This window comes from Yoonia sp. (assembly GCF_030731595.1).
Classification (GTDB): Bacteria; Pseudomonadota; Alphaproteobacteria; order Rhodobacterales; family Rhodobacteraceae; genus Yoonia.
Genome location: NZ_JANQTS010000029.1, coordinates 1,947 through 22,644, shown reverse-complemented (window position 1 = coordinate 22,644; position 20,698 = coordinate 1,947). Strand labels below are relative to the sequence as shown.

The window sequence follows — 20,698 nt, the reverse complement described above, 5'->3', positions numbered from 1 at the left end:
CCCGCCTACACACTTTCCAGGCGTGCGCCTTCGACCACTCGGCCACCTGTCCGTGGCGTGCGTTTAGCCGTAACTGCACTGCCTTTGCAAGACCCTAGACATATGTTTGTGAGTCCTCTTTACCCGACCCCCGTCCACATCCTACAAACGAGACTTGGTTGACAAGGAGCCCGACAACCGATGCTGCACGATCCGCCGAAAACTGGCAAGCCTGACACATCCAGCGACGCGGCCCGCTTGCAGACCGGGGCGCTGTTGGTCATCGCCTTTGCCGTTGTGCTGTTCTTGCTTGTTCAGGCGCGCTTTGTGCTGATCTCATTGGCCACGGCGATCATTCTGTTCAGTCTCACCAGCGACGTCATCAACTTTATTGCGCGCCAGCGGATCGGGCCATTCCGGATACCAAATACACTGGCCACGATTGCGGCCATGGTGCTGATTGCCGCCGCATTGCTGACCTTGACCTCGATCCTGCTGGCGCAGGTCAACACCGTGCTGGTCACGACTTTGTCTTATGCGGAACGCGCCCCTTCTGCGGTCGCGTCACTTTTTGCGTGGCTGGGAGACGACAGCCAACTGGCGATCTCCAATGCTTTGCGCTCTGTCAATGTGTCCAGCTATCTGCGCGGGGCCGCCGGACAGGCCAGCGGGATCACGCAGGCGACGGTTCTGATCATCTTGTTTGTGGGTTTCCTTTTTGCCGAGCGGATCTGGTTCCAAACAAAACTCCAAAGCCTTGTCAGAGATCCCGTTCAGGCGGAACGTGTCGGAAAAATAATCCAGTCGATCATTCATCGGGTGAACTATTACCTGCTGGTCAAGACGGTGATCAGTGCGATTACAGGTGCCATGATCTTTGTCCTTGCACGGGTCTTCAATATCGAACTGGCCGTCTCGATCGGGATCATCACTTTTGTTCTCAACTTCATTCCCAATGTCGGCTCGCTGGTGGCGACTGCACTGCTTGTTCTTGTGGCCCATGTAGAGCTTGGCGATCCGACCATCACTTTGGCGATCTTTCTGCTTTCGGGGATGATTCAATTCGTCAACGGGAGCATCATCGACCCGATGCTGATGGGGCATGCACTGCGTCTGTCGTCCTTCGGGATCATCTTGTCGCTTGCGTTCTGGGGGGCGGTCTGGGGTATTCCCGGCATGTTCCTGTCGGTGCCCATCATGGTGATGATGCTGGTTGTTTGCAGCCATGTGCCAAGTCTGCGGCCCTTTGCGGTGCTCTTGTCACGCGAAGGTCTGCCGGAAACGGAAGAGATGCTGGATCAGCCGATTGACCGCGATCTTTTCGGTTACGACAGCCGGCGCGACTAGCGGCTGCTGCGGGGTGCCGGTGGCGGCTTGTTCCCCAAGGGCTGCCGCGCATAATAGGTCACGTCTTCGGTAAAGTATTGATAGCTATCGGCATTTTCGATTGCGCGCCGCGGATCACTGAGCGCCATCTGGGCACATTCCCTGCGCGAATAGCAGTGGTCATCGGTATCGGCCACATGGATGAAATGCGAGACTTCATGCACGATTGTCCCTTCGCGGGTCCCGTTGTCGCTGCGCCGTGAGCCTGGCTGAAGCGCCACCAAGGCGGGCAGGGAAAAGAAAGACGGACACAGATGCATCAGGTAGGGTTCATGCGCAAAAACCCAAGCATATTCACCCGCACTGCACCCGTCATCGCCGACCACCTCGCACTGCGCAGTGACCCCGCCACCGCGCAAAGCCCTGACCACTGCCTTGAGGTTCGCGCGCACTTCTTCTGCATTGGCCTGCGTGTAGTCGCCAAACCAACGCTGATAGTCGGACGTGTCCCCGACGGCGACAGCGGCCTTGAGCGTCAATTCCTTGGCAGTCCCCAGCGCATCGGCAATGATTTTCGACTGCTCGGTATCGCAGCCTGAAAAGGTCTGGGCCGTTGCAGGTTGCGCCAGCCAGACCAGCCCGATCATCACAAGAAACAACTGCCGCATGTCGCTACTCCAGATGCAGATAGACCCGCCGGTTCTGGCGGCCTTTCTTTTCAATCTTGCCCAAGGTGACGCGGCCGATTTCTTGGGTATTGGCCACATGGGTTCCGCCACAAGGTTGCAGATCAGCGGTCTCTTTGCCAACCCCTATGCGCACAAGGCGGATGATGCCGCTGCCGCGCGGGGGCTGGACCGACATCGTCTTGACCAGATCAGGCTGCGCATCGAGTTCGGCATCCGTGATCCATTCCTCTGTCACATCCATATTGCAGGCAATCAATCGGTTCAGGTCGTCTTCAAGGGCCTGTTTGTCCTCTGGGGCCTCGGGCATATCGAAATCCAGACGGCCTTTGTCCGCGCTGATCGCACCTCCCGAGACAGGCAAGGGAATGACAACCGACAACAGGTGCAGGGCTGTGTGGACGCGCATGTGCCGATAGCGGCGGTCCCAGTTCAAAACCTGCGTGACGCTTTGCCCCACGAGAGGCAAAGGCGCGGGTTCGGCAGGGACAAGGACCAGATCATCGCCCTGCCCTTTGACCGCTGTCGCGATCTCGATCTCGCCACCATCCCACCGCAGGCTGCCGCTATCGCCGGGTTGACCGCCAGAGGTGGGATAAAACACAGAGCCATCCAGTACGATTCCGCCTTCGGATGTGATCGCAGTCACTTTGCCTATCGCTTCGCGGGCATAGGCGTCTTTGCGGAAAAGCAGTTCGGTCATTCGGCGGTGGCTCCCTTTAACACCTCGGGGTTGCGCAACCAAATATCACGCTGCGCGAAAGGAATCTCAATCCCTGCCGCGGCAAATTGCTTGGCAATCTCGTGGTTCATCTCGGATTTGGTCACGAGGACATAGTTCACATCGCGCAGGATGGCGCGGATTTCGAAATCAAGCGAGTCCGCGCCAAAGCCAATGAACAAGACCGCAGGGGGCGGTGTCATCAGGACCAGAGGATGCGCCTCTGCGATACCTCTCAGAATCTCGGTCACCTTGTCGACATCCGTGCCATAGGCCACGCCCACAGGCACAATCACCCGCCCTACCAGATTGCCGCGGGTCCAGTTTGTCACCTGCCCGCTGACCAGATCCGCATTGGGAATGATAACGTCGGTCCGGTCAAAAGTTTCAATCCGGGTCGAGCGCACCGAGATCGCGCGCACATAGCCCATCTGCCCGCCCACTTCGATCCAGTCACCTTCGCTGACGGGACGTTCGATCAGCAGGATGATCCCGGAAACAAAGTTGGACACGATGTTTTGCAGGCCAAAGCCGATGCCGACCGACAAGGCACCGGCGACAATGGCCAGATTGGACAGATCAATGCCCGCGCTCGTAATCGCAACAATGGCCGCCAGTATGATGCCCACATAACCAAATCCGGCCACAAGCGCATTCTGCCCTCCCAGATCAAGGCGTGTGCGCGGCAGCACGGTCTTGCGCAATGTGCCTTGGACAAAACGGGTCAGCAGATAGCCCACTGCAAAAACCGCGGCGAACATCAAGAAATCAGTCGGTGAGATGCGGGTTTCACCAATGGCAAAGCCTTCGCGGAACCGGCTCCACAATTCCAGCAGGTCATCAACACGCGCGCCCCAGATCAGGGCAAATAACGGCAAGCTCAGCAGATAGATGGTAAAGCTTGCAAAGATAGGCACCAGCGCCTGCACACCGCGCAGGTCCTCTTCGGTTTCAGCAGTTTGGGTCATCGTGTGGACGATCCGTTGCAGCAAAAGCAAGACACCCACCAATGCAACCGACATGATCGCCGGGATCAGCAGGGCGCGCCCGGCGTCCACAAAACCAAAGGCTGCCACACTGGGTGCGACAAGGGCTGCCAGCGAACAAAAGCGCCCGACCAATGCGCGCATACGACCGGCGGATTGGGTTGCACCTTCCACAGGTTCGGGGGGCGTTTGGATCACCCGTCCCAGCCGCCAGAACATCAACCCCAAAAGAACCAAGACCGGAAATGCAACAGCTGTCGCCGCCCCTTCGGTCAAGTCCATCGTGCGCAGCGCCGCGTCCACCACCGTCGCGATCGCAAGGACCCAAGCGATTGTGACGCTGTAGCGGCGCCCTGACGCACGGGTCTTGGCGTCATACCCCAGATATCCGGGCAGATCGCCGGTTGGGAAAACATGGCGGGAAATCCACCATCCAAAAATGACAAAGAAGCCCGCAAGCGGAATGGCTTCGACCACATCACTGCCCCGCAGGCCAAATATGCCAAGCGATTGCAAGGCCTCGGTCAGCGCCAAAAGACCGACAAGAGGCACCGTGATCTGCACCAGCGTCAGAAGGAACAGAATGAGCGGACGCCAGCGCCCTTCACGCTGCGCAAGCCCGGCACGCCATCTTGTGACCAGACGCCGGCCCATGCCCAAGAGACCGACGCCCACAATGAACAGGACCAACGCACGTGGCAGCGCTTGCGCAAGACGGCCAGAATCGCGCTCGGCGGCAAAGCCTGCGCCAATTTCGATACCGATCACCCCGACGACACTCCACACTGCACCAAGAGCGTCACCGATATTGGTCGGGCTTAAGGGCGACGGCCCGCGCACGGTCAGTGCAGCCGTTTCGCGGCGCAGCACCAGCGCGTCGAACTCGCTGATGAGGCCATTGGCCCGCGCAAAGGATTCTTGCGCCAGCAAACGCGGTGCGACCAATTCCTGACGCTGTGTGATCAAAGCCGCCCGACGCGCGGCAACCGATGACGCCTCTTCGCCGCTTTCAGGGACAGCACCAAGGGCTGCCAACTGCGCATCCACTGTCTCGATCCGAGCCGCGTTAACCGTTGTCTGTCTGGAAAACCGATCGCGCCATGTCACCAGTTCCGCCCGCAACCTGCTGATCGCGAAAATGGACGCCTCTTCGCGCGAAACAAGGTCTTCGGCACGTTGCGCCAGCCGATCGAAGATTTCGACATCCGAGATGGCAGCCTCGGTGACACTCACGTCCTGCGCAGTGGCCTGCTGAGGGCCGACAGCCGCAAAAACGGCCAGCAAGAGAGCAAATGTCAGATGCCGGATCATACGTCCTCGAACACCGATGGCACGTTCACTTCGGCCTCCATCCATGCCGGAAACGGCAGCCCTTTTTCGCGCAGGAATGCGGGGTTGAAAATCTTGGACTGATACCGTGTGCCATAGTCGCAAAGGATCGTGACGATGGTATGGCCCGGCCCCATTTCGCGGGCCAAGCGGATCGCACCCGCAATGTTGATTCCAGTCGATCCGCCCATGCAAAGACCTTCGTTTTGCAACAGATCAAAGACGATGGGCAGCGCTTCTGCATCGGGGATTTTATAAGCAAAATCAGGGGTGAAGCCTTCAAGGTTCGCGGTAATGCGTCCTTGTCCGATGCCTTCGGTGATGGAATCGCCCGACGGGGGCACCTGACCGGTGTAGAGTTTGAAGAGACCGGAGCCATCCGGATCCGAAAGGCCCACCTTGACCCCCTTGGGCTGCAAGACCTGTGCCACGCCGGCCAGCGTTCCGCCCGAGCCGCAGGCGCAGGTAAATCCGTCGACCTTGCCGCCTGTCTGTTCCCAGATTTCAGGTGCGGTCGTTTCCACATGGGCCTGGCGATTGGCGGTATTGTCGAACTGGTTGGCCCAGACAGCCCCGTTCGGTTCGGTCTTGTTCAACGCTGCTGCCAGACGCCCGGAATATTTGACGTAGTTGTTCGGATTGGCATAGGGCACTGCGGGCACCTCGACCAGTTGCGCCCCGGCCAAGCGGATCATGTCTTTCTTTTCTTGGCTTTGGGTATTGGGGATCACGATCACCGTCTTAAAACCCAGGGAAGCGCCCACCAACGCAAGCCCGATCCCGGTGTTTCCGGCTGTGCCTTCAACGATTGTGCCACCCGGCCGCAGATCACCGCGCGCGATGGCATCCTTGATCATGAACAGCGCCGCGCGATCCTTGACCGACTGGCCCGGGTTCAGAAACTCGGCTTTGCCAAGAATGGTGCACCCCGTAGCCTCTGAGGCCGCGCGCAATTTGATCAGGGGCGTGTTGCCAACGGCATCTGCGAGATCGGTCTTGATGGTCATGTCACGGCCCTTTCAGTTACGTCGATCCTGTGTAGGACCGGACCCGCAGGACATCAAGCCATCGCAAGCTAAAGCGCGGCCCTTAGCCTGTCGCGATGGCGCAGCAGCCAGTAAAGCAGGAAGAGTGCAGGACCGGTCGCGACCTCACCGCTATCGGCCAGAGCCATCGCCGCATCAAAAGACAGCGGATGGACGCGCAGATCTTCGCCTTCTTCGGGCAGGCCACCCATGTAGGGCTCTGATCGTGGCAAATCGCAAAGACCGACAAAGGTATAGAAATAGTCGGTCGATGCACCAGGCGAGACATAGAACCCCGCCGCTGGCTCAAGCCGTGTGATCGCGATCCCTGCCTCTTCGCGCGCTTCGCGCAATGCAGCATCCTGCGGTGTCTCGCGGGCGTCAACGATGCCCGCAACAGGCTCCAGCATCCACGGGTTCGGATCGTTGCGCAGCCTTGGGCCAAGACGGGCCTGTTCGACCAGAAGCACCCGATCCCGCACCGGATCATAGGGAAGCACAATCGCCGCATCGACCCCGAAAAACCCTTCTCGCGTCAGGATATCCGACCTTTGGCCGTCAAATCTGCGGTGCTGAATATCAAGGCTTTGGAAACGGAAAAAATCACCGTGCTGCGGGCGTGCGGTAATCAGCCCAAAGTCATCAACGCCCGCCGCATAGCGCGCGGTCGCAGGGCCCGCCTTTGCGCGATGTCGGGACCATGCACGCGCCTCGATCATCGGCCACATGGCACGCAATTGCGCGTGATCGGGGGCGGGATCAAGCGCAAAGATTTCAGCAGCCGCCAGCAGCGCGGGCGCCAGATGATCGGTTTCCCACCGTTCCAGGCTCCAACTGCCCTCGCCTGCCAGACTGCCTTCTGGGGGTAGATAGAACTGGGCTTCGCGCGGCCCCTCATCCGTTTGGACGACAACCGTTTCCAGCCGGTAACCAAAAGCCCCTTCATAAAGGTCGAGGCGGCGCACCTGATCGGCGGTCAAATCCTGCCAGACAAGACCAAAGGCGGTCCGCGCCGATGCAGGCCTGATGAAGGGCACGACATTGCCTGCCAGCGGGCAGACCTCGAACGCGGACACAGATGCCGGGACAGATCGCAATGGACCAGCCCCCGCCACCGCCGCCATCAATGCGGCAGAACGCAATGTCCCGTAGACAAAAATATCCATGTGCTAGGGGTAACGCTTGCCGAAATATTCAGTGAACCATGCACAAAGAATACCACCGATCAACAGCGTCGCGATCAACGGGATATCGTTGAAATAGGATGCAAACTTGACCATCTGGCTGAACGTGTCGACCACGGCTTCCATCGGTCCGTCATAGCGCAGCCGCATCGCATTCTTGATCATCTGGTTGAAGGCCAGAACAAAAACCAGACTAAACCCCATCATGAAGGCCGCAGTCAATCCAACAGCGACAGCCGGATTATACCCGCGACCCGCCCTGCTGCCGCAGACCTTCCAACCGATGAAAAGACTGATCGCAGCGGCTGCGGGGATCCAATATCTTGGCGCGACCCCTTCGGGAAAAAAGGGAATCGATATGCCCGCCATATACCACCCGAAGAGGCCAAAAATGACGGCACCAGCGAGGCGTCCAGCTGTAGGCATGTCAGGGCGTCCTTATCCTGACGCGCGCAGCCCGATCTATACGGACCGCGTCACGGTAATCTGCGTTACGTCGCAGTTTCTGCTATCAAATGTCGCGGCACAAGAGGTCAGATAAAAATCCCACATCCGTTTGAAACGCGCATCAAAGCCCAAAGCGGCGACCTGATCCCACTTTTCATTGAAGGTTTGATGCCAGCGTCGCAAGGTCAACCCATAGCTGGGGCCGAACTCGATCGAGCCTTTGACATTTAATCCAGCCTTTTCAACCTCTTGACGCAAAACAGTCGGGCTTGGCAACATGCCGCCGGGGAAAATGTACTTCTGGATGAAATCGACACCCTTGCGGTAACTCTCCCAGCGTTCGTCCTTGACGGTGATGATCTGAAGTGTTGCGTTCTTGCCCGGTTTCAGACGCTCGCGCAGGGTTTCAAAGTAGACAGGCCAGTATTGTTCGCCCACGGCCTCGAACATTTCGATGCTGGCAATGCCGTCATAAACGCCCTTTTCGTCGCGGTAGTCCTGCATCTTGATCTCGACCATGTCTGACAGGCCCGCCTTTGCCATACGCGCCACGGCATAGTCGTGCTGTTCCTGACTGATGGTTAGCCCGGTCACTTTGATACCACGCTCCTTGGCTGCATATTCTGCAAAACCACCCCAACCGCAGCCGATTTCCAGCACATGATCGCCAGCCTTGGCGCCCATCTGGTCGACCATACTGGCATATTTGGCAATCTGTGCAGCTTCGGTGCTTTCCTGTCCGGTCTCGAAAATCGCTGACGAATAGGTCATCGTATCGTCCAGCCACAGCCCGTAAAATGCGTTGCCCAAGTCATAGTGATAGCTGATGTTCTTGCGCGCTTGTGTCTTGGAGTTGCGCTGCATCCAGAACCGGACACGCTCGTAAAACCGGATCAAGGCCTGTGCCGGAAAGCCATCATAGATATGATCGGCGTCATCGTGCATGAAATCCATCACCGCCATCAGGTCGGGGGTCGTCCACCATCCGTCCAGATAGGCCTCGGAAAAACCCATGTCGCCTTCGCGGACCGTCCGCGCAAAAAGATCGGCGTTATGCACATGCACCTCGGCCACATAGCCCGGTTCCGGCCCTTCGGCGCGGAAGTGGCGACCGTCCGGCAAGATGATATCCACCCGGCCTTTGCGCAGGTGTTTGATCTGGTCGAATACCCGCGCGAAATAGCGTGGAAGCCCCGTTTGCCCATCAGTACTCATCAAGATCATCTGTATTCCTGTCGCTTGTCGTTCTGTGAGGCTTTGCGCCTCTTTGCTGGTTTGGTTCTAATTAACGTGTGATACGGTGAAGTCACGGAAAACGTTCATATTTAGCGTCACTTCCCTTACGACACCTAGAAACCACGGTTTTGATATGCGTCAAGCGCGCGCGTACGCCCTAGGTCTGCCGGTACGATAGGGTCCGGATAGCGGTCGTCAGCCGACATGCCCCAGCGCAGCGGGATCATATCATAATAGTGCAGCGCTGTCGCGGCAGGGCTCTTTGTGCCTTCGGCGATCCAGCGTTTGACATAGGCGCGATCCTTGTCGAATTTGTCCAGTTGGGTGACCGGATTGAAGACGCGGAAATAGGGCGTGGCATCAGGCCCCGACCCTGCCGACCATTGCCAGCCCATCGCGTTGCTACAGGGGTCCCAATCGATCAGGCAGTCTGCGAACCAGTCCAGACCGACCTTCCAATGGGTCAACAAATGCTTGGTCAGGTACGACGCCACGATCATCCGGCCCCGGTTGTGCATGGTTCCAGTGACATACATCTCGCGCATGGCAGCATCAACAAATCGGATGCCGGTGCGCCCCTGCTTCCACGCGGTCACCTCTGCCGTTTCATCGGTGTTCCAAGGGAAGGCGTCCCAGTCCTCTTTCCAGTTGTCCGTCACGATGCGCGGCGTGTGATGGGCCAGGTGATAGGCAAACTCGCGCCAGACCAGTTCCTTGAGGAAAACCTCGGCATCGCCTTGTCCCGCCTCGCGCGCGCGCCTGCCCGCGTGCCAGCACACGCGCGGGCTGATTTCGCCATAGGTGAGGTTTTCGGACAGACGCGACGTCCCGTCTACGGCCGGTAAATCGCGGTTCTTGACGTAATTGTGGACGCGGGTCGCGATAAAGCTGTCCAGCCTGTCGCGCGCCGCCTCTTCGCCCACTGTGCAATGGCGGGTGAGGATATCAGCGCCGCGCCCCATCGCAGCCGCCATCCGCCAGTCTTCAAGCCTATCGCTGGCAGGCCAAGCCGAGGGTGCTGGCAGCGTCGCTGGCGCAGGCAAAGCTGCCGGCACATCGCGTCCGCGCACCATGTTCCACATCGGCGTATAGACCTTGTAAAATCCGCCCGTCTTGGTCGCGACTGTCCAGGGTTCAAACAGCAGGTGCCCCTCGAAACTGCGGGCGGCGATCCCGTCCGCTTTGAGCGCGGACTTGACGTCGGTATCGCGGGCCTTGCTTGCGGGATCGTAAAGCCGTGACCAATAGACAGCCCCTGCCCCGGTTTCGGCAATCAGCTTGCGCAAGACGTCCAGTGCGTGGCCTTTGCGCAGGATCAGCCGGCTGCCGTTGTCGCCAAGCACCTGTGCGAAATGCGCAACCGCCAACCCCATCCGTATCTTGGGCGCAGCCCCAAGACCTTCAACCACATCATCAAGGATAAAAACCGGGATGACCGGCCTGCCCGTGGCCACCGCCGCAGACAAAGCCGCGTGATCGGCAAGTCGCAGGTCCCGGCGGAACCATAGCAAAATCGGGGTCTGGCTCATCTGTCCTCCGCGCGACCGAAAGACCGCCTATAGGACCTGATCTAGCGCTGTCATCAGCGCGTCAACCTCGGCGCGATCGGTGTAATGGACGAAACTGACACGCAGCACGCCTTTGCCCAGATCGACACCCATCGCGGACAAGGGGCGCTGGGCATAGAAATCGCCGCCGCCCGCCATAATGCCATGCGGGGCCAGCGCCGCTGCGGTCTCTTCTGCGTCAGTTGCAAGCGCCATGGCGACGGTGGGTGCGCGGCGCGTGGCATCGGCCGGACCAATCAGCCGGACAGAGTTCTTGGCCGAGACATAGTCAAGCAAGGGCTGCAACAGGGCCACCTCCTGTGCGCGCATCAGATCATGCGATTTGCGCGCGGCATCCGCACCTGTGCCGCCGCCATGATGGGCTGACATCGCCTCGAAATAGTCGGCCATGCCAGCGCTGGCGGCCACTTGTGCATGATCCGGCCCTGCAGGCGTAAATCGTTTGTAAAGACTGTCCCCGTTGAAGTGATGCCCCTGATTGGGCAGCTCCATCCCCCACGCCTCGCGGATCACCATGATCCCCTGATGCGGGCCATAGGTCTTGTAGGCGCTGAAAAGGTAAACATCCGGGCCCAAGGCGCCCACATCGGGAAACCCGTGCGGGGCATAGCTGACGCCATCAACACAGACGCGCGCACCGGCGGATTTGGCCAGCCTTGTGATCGCGGCCACATCATTTATGGCCCCTACAACATTGGAACAATGGGGGAAAACAACAAGTGCGACGTCCTGCTCGAGCAGTGTGGCGAGGTCCTCAAGGGCCAGCTCTCCTGTTTCGGGATCAATCTGCCATTCAAGGATCTGTACACCTTCCTCGGCCAAGCGGCGCCACGGGCCGCTATTGGCCTCGTGGTCCTGATTGGTCACGACAATGCTTTGCCCGGGCTTGATCCAGCGCCGCACGGCTTGGGCCAGAACATACGTGTTCTGCGTGGTCGACGGGCCAAAGGAAAGCTCGTGCGTGGCGACCCCCAGCATCGCGGCCAGACGGCTGCGCGCTTCGTCCATCTCTGCGCCACCAAGGCGCGACGCCTCATAAGGCGCATAGGGCTGCACCTTGCGTTCGGTGTAGAACCTGTGCAGGCGGTCAATCACCTGCCGACAGGTATAAGACCCGCCCGCATTTTCAAAAAAGCCCTGCCCCTGCAAGGCAGGCTGGTCAAAGGCCGGGAATTGGGCGCGCACCCATGCGATATCTAGTGTCATGGCAGCATGGATACGAAAAAGGCCCCGATGCGCAAGCACCGAGGCCGATAATTTTTCGGAATGCCTCGGGCGGTCAGGCGTTCACATCCACCACGACACGGCCCTTGACCTGACCTTTCAAAATGCCGCGCCCCAGATCGGGCAGATCGGCCAAAGTTGCGGGCTGGATCATCGCTTCGAGCTTGTCCATCGGCAGGTCCCTGGCGATCCGCGCCCAAGCGCGGACACGGTTGTCATAAGGCTGCATCACGCTGTCGATCCCCAGCAGGTTCACACCGCGCAGCAGGAAAGGAATGACTGTCGCAGGCAAAGCCGCACCACCCGCAAGACCCACGGCAGAGACCGAGGCCCCGTATTTCATCTGCCCCAGAACGCGCGCGAGCATATCGCCCCCTACGGCATCGACACAGCCACCCCATGTTTCAGCCTCGAGCGGGCGTTTTGTGGTCTCGTTGATCTCTTCGCGGGCCACGATCTGCGTGGCACCCAAGGATTTCAAATAATCCGCCGTTTCGGGGCGACCGGTCACAGCAGCGACCTCATAGCCCAGATTGGCAAGGATCGCCGTGGCAACCGACCCCACACCGCCCGCAGCGCCCGTGACCAAGACAGGCCCGTCCTTGATCCCGTGATCCTCAAGCGCCATCACGGCCAGCATGGCGGTAAATCCCGCTGTCCCCACGGCCATCGCTTGGCGCGTATCCAAGCCGTCAGGCAAAGGCACCAGCCAATCGGCCTTGACCCGCGCCTTTTGGGAATAGCCCCCCCAGTAAGCCTCGCCCACGCGCCATCCGGTCAGCACGACCTTGTCGCCGGGGCTATAGCGCGGATCATCCGACGCCTCGACCGTGCCTGCAAAATCAATGCCCGGCACATGCGGATAATTGCGCACCAAACCACCCCCGGGACCGATGCAAAGCCCGTCTTTGTAGTTCACGGTCGAGTATTCAACGGCGACGGTCACATCACCTTCGGGCAGTTGATCCAAAGACAATTCCTGCACCGCGGCACTTGTTTTGCCCTCTTCATTTTTCTCAACGACCAAAGCGTGAAACATCTTTCTTCCTTTCATATGGGCAAGTTGCCCTGTCTTCTTCGTCCGGACTAAATCCAGAATTTTTCCTGCACCGTGGCCGCACGCACTCCGTCAGGTGTATGCACGTCAAGTGCGGTACCCGCATCCCAATGGGTCATGCGAACCATGCCAATGGCAACATTGGTATCGTAATCAGGCGACTTTGCCGCTGACGTGACCTGCCCCACACGCTTGCCATTCGACATCAAAGGCCAGGCTTGGTCACAGGGCGGAATATCACCTGCAATCGCAATCGCGCGAATCTGCTGGGTCGGGCCTTCCTTGGCGACGCGCAACAGCGCATCACGGCCCACACACCCAATCGCCGTCTGTGTGGAACAAAAGCGCCCAAGTCCACATTCATGCGGGGTATTCTCGCGGGTCATGTCATTGCCGTAAGACAACAACCCCCCTTCGATCCGTTCGATCAGATTGGGGCAACCCGCGCGTACATCCAGATCCTTGCCCGCCTCGAACAAGGCGTTCCAGAGCGGCATACCGTTTTCGGTCCCATCGACATAAATCTCGAACCCGCCCTGCTTGGAATAACCTGACCGCGCGACCGCCATGCTCACGCCTTGGAAGTCGAACCAGCCAAAACGGAAAAATCGGACGCTGCGGACCGCATCGCCAAAGACACGCGCCATCAGGTCATCTGCCTGCGGGCCCTGGACCGCCAAAGGCGAGATATCAGGCTCGTCCACCAGCACATCCAGACGGTAGCCATAGGCCAAGCCTTTGACCCAGAACAGCAAATCACTATCGGCAATTGAAATCCACCAGCGATCCTCTGCCAGTTTCAACGCCACAGGATCGTTGAGCATACCGCCGGTTTCATCCACGATAGGCACATAAAAGCACTGCCCGGGCAGCATGCCGCGCAGATCACGCGGGGTCAGCATCTGCATCAGACGCGCCGCATCCGGACCGCGCAGTTCCACCTGCCGTTCGCACGCCACATCCCAGACCTGCACCGCCGATTTCAGATGGTGATAATCGGCTTGCACGCTTTCAAAGACTGTCGGCAGCAGCATGTGGTTATAGACAGTATACCCCTTTACACCGGCCGCTTCGACGCCTTGGGTGAATGGGGTGCGCCGGATACGACGCGAGGGGGCGATGACGGCCATTATTGCTCCTGCGGAAGATAAGTTAAATCAGTGTCGGGAAGCGTTTGACCCGCTGCCGTCAACATTGCATGCACCTGTCCCCGGTGATGGGTTTGGTGGTTAAAGAAATGGGTCGCACAAACCCACGTCTTTTCAGAATTCCGGACGCCAAGTGTATTGGTCCAGACAAGATCACCTGTCAGATCAACCGCCTTAAGACCCAGTGACCACAATTTGATCGCCGCATCGGTACGAAAACGCTCTGCGGCCCATTCGCTCGCAGTTTTCGTCACATCCACGCCGCGATCAGCCGTCTTGAGCACCGAAATTGGATATCCGAAACGGCTGAGCCAAACCTGATCACCCCAAAGCAGATGGTTGACCGTTTTCATGATCGAGCCAAAGAAGGCGCCGCGCTCTTGTATCAGATCCGCAACATCCATTTGGGGCAAGAGCTTGCGTAAACCGTCATTTTGCCACGCGTTGTAACGCGCCATAACCTGACAATACTCGGGCGTGATCAAGGCTTGGGGCCTTTCCAGTCAATCGGGCAGATCTCGGCTGATTTGCCGCCAAAGTCCCAGACGCGGCCATAATCGCGCACCTTGGACTTGGTCCCTGTCGCGGCAATGATATCCGGCCCCATCCAGTATTTGGAATTGCTGACCATGACCGGATGATCGGGAGATTTGCCTGCCATCATCTCGATCTCGCCCTGAATCTTGCGGCCGATATAGATGCCGCGCTTGGTGCCTTCGCGCACGATCTCGACCTTTTCGCGCTCGGCCCCGATGATCTCGGAGACCAGCATGGTGAACAGACCAGTGGTCCCGCCCGCAGCCCCGCTGAAGATTTTTAAAATGCCGTTATAGGCCTTTTGGGTCGACCGTTCATCCACATAGGCCGCCACACGCCAGTTGCCTTCGGCCATGCGGCCCGGGATATCGACCAGCAGGCCCACGTTCAGACCTGACAGGTCCTCGCCCTCGAAATGGCCCTCGTCAATCGCGATGGCCATCCATGCATGGCAATGCCCTTCGGTGGGCGGGTGCGCGCCAAGGCTGACCACGCAAGGACAAAAGACGGTGCAAGAGCAGTTCAGGAACAGCTCTCCCTTGATCGCCCATTCGGTGGGCTTCATTTTGCGGCGCAGCGGATTGCTGTCCATGCGCTGGTCAATACGTTGCGAGATCGGCAGCCTGTCGGCGGGTGCCCGTGTTGTCTCGGCCATTTTCTGTCCCTTTCCTAAAGGAGAACCAAACCCAGACCGGCCGCAATCAGCAGCGCGCCGGTTGGTTTGATCACGCGATGCCCAATATCGGGCAATTTTTCCAAAACCATCAAAAGGGTCGCAAGACCCATCCACGCGAGGTTCATGACCCCGCCCGCAAACCCCAGCGCCATATAGCCCCAGCAACAGACCACACAAAAAGCGCCCAATCCCAGACCCATGCGCAAACCGCCACCAAAACCTGTTTTCCAATGCCCCAGAAAATAGGTCATCGGTGCGTGGCAAACGCCGTGACAGACCTCTTTGACACGGGTAAATTGAAAGGCGCCGACAACAATCAACAATACCGCCGACAACCAAACCGGCCCCACGCCCAGCATGTTGATGATGCCGCCAAAAAGCAAGCCAAGCTGGACCGCCGCGATGGCGGCTGCAAAACCGACCCAGACAATGAAGTAGCCCAAAAGCACGCCCAACCAGCCTGCCCGCGTGCCATCGGCACTGACCATCAAGCGTTCGTAGGTTGTCAGTGTCGGCACCAATGTGGGCAGCATCATCGCCGCCATCATCACAGCCCACATCGCAAAAAGCGGGCCAAAGCGGGCCATCGGCATGTCCATTGGCATCCGCGGATCCATATCGGCCATCGCCTGCCCCATCGGTCCCGGACGCCCCAGCAGATCAAGGTCCATGTCCATAGCCATCATGTAAAGCATGACCCAAGACAAAAGGATCGCCGCAAAGAACGACAGCCACAGCGATGAGCGGACCAAATGCGGCACCTAGTGCTTCCTTCAAGAGACTCAGGACTTGCTTATTCATATGTCAGACGTTTAATTGTCTGACAAATGAAAATTGATCCGAAGAACCCCGCTGACCTGTCAGCCCAGATAGCCAAGGCGATCCGCGATGCGATCATCTCGGGGGCTTTGCCTGTGGACGAGCGTCTGCCCTCGGAGGCGGAATTGGCCGAGCAGTTCGCGGTCTCGCGCCCGACGGTGCGCGAAGCGCTCAAGCGGTTGGCCGCGCAAGCGCTGATCCGCACGCAACGCGGGGCCACTGGAGGGGCCTTTGTGAACCGGTTGCGGTTTGAAGAGGCTTACGGGCAGCAGATCACGACCTCGACGCTGCTTCTGTCCATGAACGACGTCAGCTTTGCCACCGCCTGCGAGGCCCGTTACGCGCTGGAACGGGCCTGCGCGCCCTTGTCGGCACTCCGGCGGACAGCGGACCATCTGGCCACGATGCGGGCCGAGGCGCACAGACAATCACAACCGGGGCTGACCGACGAGGCATTTTGCGCCTCTGATGTGGCATTTCACCGCGCTTTGGTGGATGCGGCGGGCAATCCGGTGCTGTCCTACCAACTGGCCGGTGCGGTCGAGGCGATGCAACCGCTGATGAACATGATCACCTTCAGCGCAAGGTCACGTGAACGGATCATCGCGCTCCATACGGCGATTGCGGATGCGCTTGAGGCGCAGGACGGAGCGGCAGCAGATCAAAACCTTGCCGCTTTGGCAACCTACACCCAAGAGCTTGCGCAGAGTGTCTTTGCGACGCGATTGGCCGCGCGCAACGGCCCTCTCGGCTCAGGTGGATCATGATCCACCTTACGTCACCGGCCCTTTCTTCTGTCGATAAACAGGTGTAAGAAACCCCTATCAATTCGAGATGGCTGAAATTCATGCACCTGGGGCACCAAAGCAATTGCATTGCATGCATCCGCACCGTCCAAACGGTTGGTCGGCCCAATGCGCTGGCTCAGGCTGCCGCATGATCTGGCGCGGCCTCATATCACTGTGCCTTCTGGTGGCCCTCACCTTGTCCAGCTTTGGACACCGGACGCTGTCGGCGGATGCCGAAGCCCAGGCCGAAGCCTTTATCCTTGCAGGCGGCAACTGGGCCGATCTTTGCGGTGATGACGGCGATCCTCTGGCCTCGGGTGCGAAATGCATGGCCTGTGTCATTGCCCACACCTGTCATCTGCCCGAACCGGCTCTGGCAGCGCTGCCCGACCTGTCCACCTTTACCTTGGACTGGGCACAATCGGGCAATCTGGTCATCACTACGGCTGATACAGCCTCCCATTTCGCCCGCGGGCCACCTGTCCTTGTGATCTGAAACGTCCACCCAAGATCACAACAGCGCAGGGCTGACGCCTTGCCGCATAGCGAAAGCACCTATCATGAACCGCACTCCATTGGCCGTCTTGGCCCTTCTCACATTGTCATCTGCTGCCTGGGCCGAAGACACCCTGTCCATTTCGCAGGTGATCGCCTTTGAAACGCCGTCAACCGCGATGTCAGGCGGCGGTTTCATGCAGATCACCAATACCGGCGCCACCGATGACACCCTGATTTCGGTCATAGCCGATTTTCCCCGCGTCGAGATTCACACCACTGAATTCACCGACGGGATCGCGCGCATGAAGCATATCGACGGTATCCCCGTCCCTGCAGGAGAAACAGTGACCCTCGCACCTGGCGGGCTGCATGTGATGTTCATGGGCCTGAATGGCGATCCGCTTGAAATCGGCGAAACGATCCCCGCAACCTTGGTCTTTGCGCAAGCAGGCGAGATCCCCGTTACCTTTGAAGTGGTTGCCCGTGACATGGCGGCCCATTCCAATTAACCCAGACTGCGTTGTCGGCCGCGTGCCGGCAACGCAAATCCAGAGGGAAACACGCAATGAAAGCAGTTATTTTCGGCATCACAACCCTTGCAGCGGCTGCAGCACTCGGCATCTATACATGGCAAACCCAAAGCCACGCCGCGTCCCTTTGTGGCGATACTGCCGTTGCGGGCAGCGCGATTGGAGGCCCGTTCGAATTGGTCTCCGAAACCGGTGCGACCGTGACCGACACGGATGTCATCACCAAGCCGACTTTGGTCTATTTTGGCTATACCTTCTGCCCCGATGTCTGCCCCTTGGATTCGGCACGCAATGCGCAGGCCGCCTATCTGCTGGAAGAGCAAGGGATCGATCTGGGCACTGTGTTTATTTCGGTTGATCCCGCACGTGATACGGTCGAGGTCGTGCGCAATTTTACCGACAACTTTCACGAGGACATGATCGGTCTGACAGGATCGCCCGCACAGGTCAGAGCAGCGAGCCAAGCCTACAAGACCTATTACCGCGTGCAGGAAGGTGATCCGGAGTTCTATCTGGTGGATCATTCCACCCAAACCTATTTGATGTTTCCCGAGACCGGATTTGCCACTTTCTTCCGGCGCGACACCACAGCGGAACAAGTGGCCGAGGTCACCGCCTGTTTTATCGATGAGCTAAGCTAGTCAGGCCGAAAATTTCTTGCGCCATTTGATCTGGCGCAAGAAACCCGGTGACGGCTTCTGCCAGAACGGGCGCATGACACATCTTGCAAACCTCCGCCGCTTGGGTCTTTTTGACGCCCGCGTGCCCCGCTACACAAGCTATCCGCCTGCCACAGCCTTTACCGTGCAGACCGGGGCCGACTTTCAAGCCGCCTGCATCAAGGCGCTGGACCCGGCCACGCCGGTCTCGGTTTATATCCACATTCCGTTTTGCGAGCGCCTGTGCTGGTTCTGCGCCTGCAGGACCCAAGGCACCACAACGCTCAAGCCCGTGGACAATTACCTGCGGGTCGTAAAGGACGAGTTGGCGCTTTTGCGCGCCACCCTGCCTTCTGGCGTCCGGATGGGGCAGATGCATTGGGGCGGCGGGACGCCGACAATCCTGCCACCTGATATGATCCGCGCGCTTGCCCAAGCCGTCAAGGATGTCATTCCACCAGCGGACGACTTCAGTTTTTCGGTCGAGATTGACCCGACCCTTGTCGATGACGCCAAAATCGCCGCATTGGCCGAGATGGGCATGACCCGCGCCAGTATCGGCATTCAGGATTTTGCCACCGACGTCCAAAAGGCCATCGGTCGTGCGCAAAGCTTTGCCGCCACAAAAACCTGTGTCGATAGCCTGCGGGCGGCGGGCATCACCTCGCTGAATGCCGATCTGGTCTATGGGCTGCCGTTTCAGACCCCCGAAAAACTGGCCCGAACAATCGCCAAGGTGCGCGCGCTTGATCCGGATCGTATCGCCCTGTTCGGCTATGCCCATGTGCCGACATTCTCCAAACGGCAAAAGCTGATCCCCGATGCAGCCCTGCCGGGCGAAGAAGAACGCTATGCCCTTGCCCGCCAAGCGGCACATGCCTTTGTCGGTAGCGGCTATCAGGCGATCGGGATCGACCATTTCGGCAAACCCGGCGACAGCCTGACGCAAGCGGCCAATGCGGGGCATCTGCGGCGCAATTTTCAAGGGTATACAGACGACACCTGCCCCACGCTGATCGGGATCGGGGCTTCGTCCATCTCGCAATTTGCGCAAGGTTACGTGCAAAACGCCTCTGCCACGGCTGCCTATATCGAACGGATCGCGGCAGGCACGCTTGCAGGGCATCGCGGCTATGAAATGAACGCGGATGACCGGCTGCGCGCCGAGGCGATCAACATGCTGATGTGTGATTTCGAGATCGATCTGGACAAGCTGCGCAACCATCCAAATGCGGACAGTCTCGCGCCCGTCCACGCAGAAATTCTTGAAACTTTCGCGGATTATGTGGTGCCGACCGACAAAGGCTTGCTGATCACCGATGCAGGGCGCCCCCTGACGCGGATCATTGCCCAACGATATGATGGCTTTAGCGGCATCGCGGCACAGTATTCGCAAGCCTCATAATCAGCAGCCACCCCAAGGATCAGAGTGGCTGCGTCAGAATGAACCCTAAGCGGGGATATTCTCGTAAACGTTGCGGTCCACACGGCTTCGTGCGGTACGCACCACACGGCCCGTGCCATACTCGACAATGGACACGATCGCATAGATTCGGTCCTCTGCCGGCAACATGATGGTACCACCGCCGAACATGCGTGGCAGGCGCAACTCTCTGCCTTCGGCGACATCCAATTGCGCGGCCAGAATACTGGCGGAGATGGGTCCAACGGAAAACTCGAGCGCTCCGGCGGTCAGGTCACTGCCCACAAATGTGCCATTATTGGCGAATGGCCATATGTCTGTTTCTCCACGTTCGTAGGTGCACTGAATGCGTCCACCGTTGAAGCGGCAGTTTGGCCGAATGCTCAACCGCTTGAAGCTAAAGATATGCTCCAACTCTGCGTCAGTCGGGATACCGGTATTGTTGGCGCGAGGATCGCCCCAAACGTCAATCTTATATCCGAACTGGCGATGAAAATCGCGGGCTGCATTGACTGGCGCGTTGCTGACCCTGACGGAAAAACTGACGGTAGCGTCGTGCGCTCCATCGCCCAAGGCGCCGGCTTCGATAGACCAATCGCGAAACGTAATGCGTTCAATATTTGGCATCTGTCTTCTCCTAAAAATGTTTAACTCAAGTACAAATACTCTAGACCCTTGCTGAAATTCGCATAAGTCATGGAAACCCGACCACCGCCATCGCGCTTTGGCTGCGCGATCAAGCCAGTCATTCTCACACGATCGGCGGCGAAACTGGGACGCAGGTCAAAGGAACGCATATGGACATCATCAATATCATTTTCGCCCTTCTGAGCATCGGACTGGGCCTTTTTG

The 20,698-nt window shown here is 58.8% G+C and carries 22 protein-coding genes; 6 read left to right on the top strand and 16 right to left on the bottom strand.

Translation table 11 applies throughout. From position 1 onward, the window contains the following. Nucleotides 1-180: 180 nt before the first annotated feature. Entirely contained in the window at nucleotides 181-1,326 is a 1,146-nt protein-coding gene (locus NWQ23_RS02745; RefSeq protein ID WP_306164707.1) for an AI-2E family transporter, read from the top strand. Here the strand turns inward: NWQ23_RS02745 and NWQ23_RS02740 are convergent. The 14 genes from NWQ23_RS02740 to NWQ23_RS02675 all read right to left on the bottom strand — a co-directional run bounded on the left by NWQ23_RS02740 (nucleotide 1,323) and on the right by NWQ23_RS02675 (nucleotide 15,890). Next, nucleotides 1,323-1,973, bottom strand: coding sequence for a M35 family metallo-endopeptidase (locus NWQ23_RS02740; protein WP_306164706.1), 651 nt, complete (start codon nucleotides 1,971-1,973; stop codon nucleotides 1,323-1,325). The two genes, NWQ23_RS02745 and NWQ23_RS02740, sit on opposite strands and share 4 nt — an antisense overlap. 4 nt (nucleotides 1,974-1,977) lie before the next feature. Beyond that, nucleotides 1,978-2,694, bottom strand: a complete 717-nt coding sequence (locus NWQ23_RS02735; protein WP_306164705.1) for an alanyl-tRNA editing protein — start codon at nucleotides 2,692-2,694, stop codon at nucleotides 1,978-1,980. Further along, nucleotides 2,691-5,009: a DUF3772 domain-containing protein gene (locus NWQ23_RS02730; RefSeq protein ID WP_306164704.1), complete on the bottom strand. Its 2,319-nt coding sequence runs from the start codon at nucleotides 5,007-5,009 to the stop codon at nucleotides 2,691-2,693. The genes NWQ23_RS02735 and NWQ23_RS02730 overlap by 4 nt, the downstream gene beginning before the upstream one ends. After that, nucleotides 5,006-6,034, bottom strand: a complete 1,029-nt coding sequence (locus NWQ23_RS02725) for a cysteine synthase A (protein WP_306164703.1) — start codon at nucleotides 6,032-6,034, stop codon at nucleotides 5,006-5,008. The genes NWQ23_RS02730 and NWQ23_RS02725 overlap by 4 nt, the downstream gene beginning before the upstream one ends. A 68-nt stretch (nucleotides 6,035-6,102) precedes the next feature. Then, entirely contained in the window at nucleotides 6,103-7,218 is a 1,116-nt protein-coding gene (locus NWQ23_RS02720) for an NUDIX domain-containing protein (RefSeq protein ID WP_306164702.1), read from the bottom strand. 3 nt (nucleotides 7,219-7,221) lie between these two features. Continuing rightward, nucleotides 7,222-7,662 (bottom strand): TrgA family protein, encoded by a 441-nt coding sequence (locus NWQ23_RS02715; RefSeq protein WP_306164701.1) that lies wholly within the window; start codon nucleotides 7,660-7,662, stop codon nucleotides 7,222-7,224. A 36-nt stretch (nucleotides 7,663-7,698) separates the two neighbouring features. Further along, nucleotides 7,699-8,907 carry a cyclopropane-fatty-acyl-phospholipid synthase family protein gene (locus NWQ23_RS02710; protein WP_306164700.1) on the bottom strand — a complete coding sequence of 403 codons (1,209 nt, stop codon included), beginning with the start codon at nucleotides 8,905-8,907 and terminating at the stop codon, nucleotides 7,699-7,701. 125 nt (nucleotides 8,908-9,032) lie between these two features. Then, a complete protein-coding gene (locus NWQ23_RS02705; RefSeq protein WP_306164699.1) occupies nucleotides 9,033-10,448 on the bottom strand; it encodes a deoxyribodipyrimidine photo-lyase in 1,416 nt (471 codons plus the stop codon). Between the two features lie 27 nt (nucleotides 10,449-10,475). Beyond that, complete coding sequence (locus NWQ23_RS02700; RefSeq protein ID WP_306164698.1) at nucleotides 10,476-11,693, bottom strand: aminotransferase class V-fold PLP-dependent enzyme; 1,218 nt, start codon at nucleotides 11,691-11,693, stop codon at nucleotides 10,476-10,478. A gap of 73 nt (nucleotides 11,694-11,766) precedes the next feature. Next, on the bottom strand, nucleotides 11,767-12,750 hold the full coding sequence (gene acuI / locus NWQ23_RS02695; RefSeq protein WP_306164697.1) for an acryloyl-CoA reductase: 984 nt from the start codon (nucleotides 12,748-12,750) through the stop codon (nucleotides 11,767-11,769). Between the two features lie 47 nt (nucleotides 12,751-12,797). Then, nucleotides 12,798-13,898: a dimethylsulfoniopropionate demethylase gene (locus tag NWQ23_RS02690; protein ID WP_306164696.1), complete on the bottom strand. Its 1,101-nt coding sequence runs from the start codon at nucleotides 13,896-13,898 to the stop codon at nucleotides 12,798-12,800. Further along, on the bottom strand, nucleotides 13,898-14,374 hold the full coding sequence (locus NWQ23_RS02685; RefSeq protein ID WP_306164695.1) for a DinB family protein: 477 nt from the start codon (nucleotides 14,372-14,374) through the stop codon (nucleotides 13,898-13,900). Before NWQ23_RS02685 ends, NWQ23_RS02690 begins: the two co-directional genes overlap by 1 nt. A gap of 23 nt (nucleotides 14,375-14,397) precedes the next feature. Continuing rightward, entirely contained in the window at nucleotides 14,398-15,108 is a 711-nt protein-coding gene (locus tag NWQ23_RS02680; RefSeq protein ID WP_306164694.1) for a DUF1326 domain-containing protein, read from the bottom strand. 14 nt (nucleotides 15,109-15,122) lie between these two features. Further along, complete coding sequence (locus tag NWQ23_RS02675) at nucleotides 15,123-15,890, bottom strand: DUF2182 domain-containing protein (RefSeq protein WP_306164693.1); 768 nt, start codon at nucleotides 15,888-15,890, stop codon at nucleotides 15,123-15,125. Between the two features lie 66 nt (nucleotides 15,891-15,956). Between NWQ23_RS02675 and NWQ23_RS02670 the strand changes: the two genes are divergently transcribed. The 5 genes from NWQ23_RS02670 to hemN all read left to right on the top strand — a co-directional run bounded on the left by NWQ23_RS02670 (nucleotide 15,957) and on the right by hemN (nucleotide 19,828). Then, nucleotides 15,957-16,715, top strand: coding sequence for a FadR/GntR family transcriptional regulator (locus NWQ23_RS02670; protein ID WP_306164692.1), 759 nt, complete (start codon nucleotides 15,957-15,959; stop codon nucleotides 16,713-16,715). Between the two features lie 169 nt (nucleotides 16,716-16,884). Continuing rightward, the gene (locus tag NWQ23_RS02665) at nucleotides 16,885-17,232 is read left to right on the top strand and encodes a hypothetical protein (RefSeq protein ID WP_306164691.1); all 348 of its coding nucleotides are present in this window, start codon (nucleotides 16,885-16,887) and stop codon (nucleotides 17,230-17,232) included. Nucleotides 17,233-17,296: 64 nt separating this feature from the next. Beyond that, entirely contained in the window at nucleotides 17,297-17,743 is a 447-nt protein-coding gene (locus tag NWQ23_RS02660; RefSeq protein ID WP_306164690.1) for a copper chaperone PCu(A)C, read from the top strand. A 56-nt stretch (nucleotides 17,744-17,799) separates the two neighbouring features. Then, complete coding sequence (locus NWQ23_RS02655) at nucleotides 17,800-18,405, top strand: SCO family protein (RefSeq protein ID WP_306164689.1); 606 nt, start codon at nucleotides 17,800-17,802, stop codon at nucleotides 18,403-18,405. Nucleotides 18,406-18,478: 73 nt separating this feature from the next. Beyond that, the gene (gene hemN / locus NWQ23_RS02650; protein WP_306164708.1) at nucleotides 18,479-19,828 is read left to right on the top strand and encodes an oxygen-independent coproporphyrinogen III oxidase; all 1,350 of its coding nucleotides are present in this window, start codon (nucleotides 18,479-18,481) and stop codon (nucleotides 19,826-19,828) included. 45 nt (nucleotides 19,829-19,873) lie between these two features. On the opposite strand, the gene NWQ23_RS02645 is transcribed toward hemN, so the two are convergent. Together NWQ23_RS02645 and NWQ23_RS02640 are read right to left on the bottom strand one after the other, a co-directional pair. Further along, nucleotides 19,874-20,473, bottom strand: coding sequence for a hypothetical protein (locus NWQ23_RS02645; RefSeq protein WP_306164688.1), 600 nt, complete (start codon nucleotides 20,471-20,473; stop codon nucleotides 19,874-19,876). Nucleotides 20,474-20,493: 20 nt separating this feature from the next. Then, the coding region (locus NWQ23_RS02640; protein ID WP_306164687.1) for a hypothetical protein at nucleotides 20,494-20,698 on the bottom strand (205 nt) is incomplete at its 5' end.